The following is a 4,324-nucleotide window of genomic DNA, read 5'->3' as shown; positions in this document are numbered from 1 at the left end:
TCCCGCCCGGCCGGGCCGCCGGCCCGGCCGGATCGGACGGGGGCCGTCGGCTTCCGGCGCGCTCATGCGGTACGGCGGCGTAGGGTCGCCGCGCCCAGGCACAGCGCCACCGCCGCGAACGCCGCGACGATCGCCAGATCCCGCCACATCAGGCCGGTCGGGTCGGTGTGCACCGACACTTCGTGCAGCGCGTCGACCGCATAACTGAGCGGCATGACATTGCTGATCACCTCCAGCCAGCCGGGCAGCTGAGCGCGCGGGACCAGCAGGCCGCACAGGAAGATCTGGGGCGCCGCCACCAGCGGCATGAACTGCACCGCCTGGAATTCCGTCCGCGCGAACGCACTGCACAGCAGCCCGAGCGCGACCCCGAGCACCGCGTCCACCATCGCGATCAGCACGACCCATCCGGGATTCCCGGCGGCATCCAGACCCAGTAGACCGAACGACACCAGGCAGGCGACCGCCGCCTGGGCGGCGGCCGCGAGGGAGAACGCGGTGCCGTATCCACCGAGCAGGTCGAGTTTGCTCAGCGGCGTGGTGAGCAGTCGTTCCAGCGTTCCGGAGGTGCGTTCGCGCTGCATGGCGATCGCGGTGATCAGGAACATCACGATGAACGGCAGGATGCCGAGCATGCTGATCCCGATCCGGTCGAACGGGCTCGCGGACTGGGTGGGTGTGGTGGGGACGTCCCGGTAGATGAAATAGAGCAGGGTCATCAGCAGAGCCGGCACCACGAGGATCATCGCGACCGTCCGGTGGTCGTTGCGCAGTTGGCGCAGAATCCGGGTGGTCGTGGCCAGATATGCCCGGCCCGGGCGGGGTCCACCCGAGTGAGGTCCACCGGCCTCCGCCCGCGCGCCATCCGGGAACGCGGTCGATGCCGCTCGCCGGCCGCTCATGCCGGAGCTCCCATCGTGATGAGGGCGAGAAACGCTTGTTCCAGATTTTGTTCACCGGTGTGTTCCCGGAGTTCGTCGGGACTCAGCTGGGCCAGCAGATCGCCTTCGCGCAGCAGCAGCAACCGGTCGCAGTGCTCGGCCTCGTCCATCACATGGCTCGACACCAGCAGTGTCGTCCCGCCGGCCGCCAGTTCGTGGAACTGCTTCCACAGCTCCACCCGCAGCACCGGGTCCAGTCCGACCGTGGGTTCGTCGAGAACGAGCAGCTCCGGCCCGCCCACCAGCGCACAGGCGAGCGAGGCCCGGGTCTGCTGCCCGCCGGACAGTTCGTCGCCGCGCTGGGACTGATGGTCGAGCAGCCCGACCGCGCCGAGTGCGGTGTCGACCGCGTCCCGGCCGGCTCCGGAGAGCGCCGCGAAGTAGGCGACATTGTCACGCACGCTGATATCGGCGTAGATGCTCGGCGCCTGGGTGACATAACCGATCCGGCGCCGCAGCGCGGCGCTGCCGGCGGGCAGCCCGAGCGCGGTGATCTCGCCCGCCGCCACCAGCTGCGTGCCGACGATGCTGCGCATGAGGGTGGTCTTTCCGCAGCCCGAAGGACCCAGTAGCCCGGTGATCGAACCGCGCGGAATGGTCAGCGAAATATTGTGCAGCACTTCCCGTTTGCCGCGTCGAACGGTGAGGTCGCGCACTTCCACCGCAGCGGTCGCGCCGGTATCGGCCATGGTCGGCCCCTATTCATCCGGTGTTGAATTCATTCTCTGATGAATTATTCGCCGACCACTGCCGGCCCGCAAGGTCTGAGCGCGACCGATCTGTCGACCCCGCTTACCGGTGCCGGGATCTCCGCCGCGGACGCCCCCGCGGCACCTGATCCGCGCAGGCTGCGACAATCCACGCCGTGAGTGCTGAGGAACTGGCAGTTGATCCGCTGACCGCCGCCCAGCGTCTGCTCGGCGCGATTCTGTGGTCGGGCCCGGTCGGCGCCCGCATTGTCGAGGTCGAGGCGTACGGCGGAGATCCGGCCGGTCCCTGGCATGATCCGGCCGCGCATTCCGGCCGCGGCCGCACCCCGCGCAACGCGGTCATGTTCGGCCCGCCCGGCCATCTCTACTGTTATCTGAGCTACGGCATGCACACCTGCGTGAACATCATCAGTGGGCCCGACGGCGTGGCCAGCGGTGTGCTGTTGCGGGCCGCCGAGATCGTCGCCGGACACGAGACGGCGCGCGGCCGCCGGCCCGGCGCCCGCACCGAAGCGGACCTCGCCAAAGGCCCCGGCAACCTGGGGAGCGCGCTCGGCATCGGCCTCGCCGACTACGGCACCGATGTCTTCGATCCCGACTCCGCGATCCGGCTGGAACTCGGCCGCCCGATCGACCCGGCGCGTATCGCTACCGGACCGCGTGTCGGAGTGAGCAGCGAGGCCGATCGCCCCTGGCGCGTCTGGCTGCCCGCCTCCCCGGCGGTCTCCGTCTACCGCCGCAGTCCCCGCGCCCCGCGTATCGACGAATCCGCCTGACCCGCGATCCACTGCCCGCGAGCTCGCCCGAGCATCCCGGCCTCGCCGTGGCGCCGGCGCCACCACGAGGCCGCCTCGCGCTGTCGTCCCGGCCCTCGCCGGGCTCGTCGCCGCCGCGCCGGCGCAGTGCGGTGGCGATGGCCGCACCGGCCGTTATGTGGTTGCGGACGTAGGCGAAGATGGAGCCGTGAGCAGCGACATCATCGACGAACTGACCTGGCGCGGCCTGATCGCGCAGTCCACCGACCTCGACGCGCTCCGGGCGGCGCTGGGCTCGGGCCCGCGCACTCTCTATGCCGGCTTCGATCCCACCGCGGCCAGTCTGCATGCCGGCCATCTGGTGCCGCTGCTGGCGCTGAAACGTTTCCAGCGGGCCGGGCACCGGCCGATCGTGCTGGCCGGCGGCGCCACCGGGCTGATCGGCGACCCCCGCGACGTCGGTGAACGCACGATGAACTCCGCCGACACCGTCGCCGCCTGGGCGGATCGGATCCGCTCGCAACTCGAGCGGTTCGTGGACCTGGGCGATTCGCCGACCGGCGCGCTGATCGTGAACAACATGGACTGGACCGGCTCGCTGAGCGCGATCGATTTCCTACGCGATATCGGCAAGCACTTCTCGGTGAACGTGATGCTCGCCCGCGATACCGTCAAACGGCGCCTGGAGGGAGAGGGCATCTCCTACACCGAGTTCAGCTACATGCTGTTGCAGGCCAACGACTACCTCCAGCTGCGTCGTACCCACGACTGCGTCCTGCAGGTCGGCGGCTCGGACCAGTGGGGCAACATCATCGCCGGCGTGGAGCTGAACCGACGGGTGGACGGTGCCGCCGTCCACGCGCTGACGGTCCCGCTGGTCACCTCGGCCGACGGCAAGAAGTTCGGGAAGTCCACCGGCGGCGGCAGCCTCTGGCTCGACCCGGAGCTGACCAGTCCATACGCCTGGTACCAGTACTTCGTGAACACCGCCGACGCCGACGTGGTGCGGTACCTGCGCTGGTTCACCTTCCTGGATCGCGCGGAATTGGCCGCATTGGAGCAGGCCACCGCCGAACGGCCGCACGCCCGCGAGGCGCAGCGCCGGCTGGCGGCGGAGATGACCACGCTGGTGCACGGAGAGGAGAACACCCGCTCGGTGCAGCTGGCGAGCCAGGCGCTGTTCGGGCGGGGTGAACTCCGGGATCTCGACGAGCCGACCCTGGCCGCGGCGCTGCGCGAGGCGGCCGCGGACGGGAAGGTCGCCGAAGTCGTGCCCGGGGACGACACGATCGTCGACCTGCTGGTGGCCACCGGCCTGTGCGAAAGCCGTGGCGCGGCCCGGCGCGCGGTCAACGAAGGGGGCGCCTCGGTCAACAACGAGCGCGTGAAGGACCTCGACTGGACTCCGGAAAGTGGCGATTACCTGCACGGACAATGGCTCGTCTTGCGCCGTGGCAAGCGGAACTTCGCGGGTGTCCGGCGGGCTTCGGGAAATTGATCTTGGTGGGCTGGGTCACATTCGCGCGGCCCGGCCCGTCGGATCGCCTTTCGGCAAGCCTCTGAGCTGGGCAAACACTCTGCCGAAGTGGCGATTTGACGTAGCGTTCCCCGCCGCGTAACTTATTCAACGTCAGAGCGACACGGACACCGACCCGGGGCCCGGAGCGAGGCGGAAACGCTGAGCCGGAGGGACCAGGGACAACGAGGTAGTACGAGGAGCGCCTGACAGGCCGGCCGAAGAGCGGAGTTTGACTCTGAGCCACTGGACGGTTAAGCTAGAAAACCTGCCCCATTGAAGCCCTGGTTGAGTCCAGTCGCTGAATTGTGTGCGTGTGTTCTTTGAGAACTCAATAGTGTGTTGATGAATGTCAGTGCCAAATATTTGATTTGGTTTCGGTTCTTCATACCCCCGTGTGGA

At 68.7% G+C, this 4,324-nt stretch carries 4 protein-coding genes; 2 read left to right on the top strand and 2 right to left on the bottom strand.

The features are described from left to right. Window positions 1–62: 62 nt before the first annotated feature. Both ABZV91_RS32215 and ABZV91_RS32210 read right to left on the bottom strand, forming a co-directional pair. A complete protein-coding gene (locus ABZV91_RS32215; protein ID WP_355249489.1) occupies window positions 63–902 on the bottom strand; it encodes an ABC transporter permease in 840 nt (279 codons plus the stop codon). After that, complete coding sequence (locus ABZV91_RS32210) at window positions 899–1,630, bottom strand: ABC transporter ATP-binding protein (RefSeq protein ID WP_355249488.1); 732 nt, start codon at window positions 1,628–1,630, stop codon at window positions 899–901. Before ABZV91_RS32210 ends, ABZV91_RS32215 begins: the two co-directional genes overlap by 4 nt. 176 nt (window positions 1,631–1,806) lie before the next feature. On the opposite strand from ABZV91_RS32210, the gene ABZV91_RS32205 reads away from it, so the two are divergent. Both ABZV91_RS32205 and tyrS read left to right on the top strand, forming a co-directional pair. After that, on the top strand, window positions 1,807–2,427 hold the full coding sequence (locus tag ABZV91_RS32205) for a DNA-3-methyladenine glycosylase (protein ID WP_355249487.1): 621 nt from the start codon (window positions 1,807–1,809) through the stop codon (window positions 2,425–2,427). Window positions 2,428–2,614: 187 nt separating this feature from the next. Beyond that, the gene (tyrS, locus tag ABZV91_RS32200; protein ID WP_355249486.1) at window positions 2,615–3,904 is read left to right on the top strand and encodes a tyrosine--tRNA ligase; all 1,290 of its coding nucleotides are present in this window, start codon (window positions 2,615–2,617) and stop codon (window positions 3,902–3,904) included. The last annotated feature ends 420 nt before the right edge of the window (window positions 3,905–4,324 follow it).

Origin of the sequence: Nocardia sp. NPDC004568 (assembly GCF_040609955.1) — a bacterium.
Classification (GTDB): domain Bacteria; phylum Actinomycetota; class Actinomycetes; order Mycobacteriales; family Mycobacteriaceae; genus Nocardia.
Note: the sequence above shows the minus strand (reverse complement) of the source record. Positions and strands in the feature narration are given on the sequence as shown.

What these genes read in the sequence shown, in the direction of transcription:
- ABZV91_RS32210 (WP_355249488.1), bottom strand. Translation starts at nt 1,630, where the DNA reads ATGGCCGATACCGGCGCGACCGCTGCGGTGGAAGTGCGCGACCTCACC.
- ABZV91_RS32215 (WP_355249489.1), bottom strand. Translation starts at nt 902, where the DNA reads ATGAGCGGCCGGCGAGCGGCATCGACCGCGTTCCCGGATGGCGCGCGG.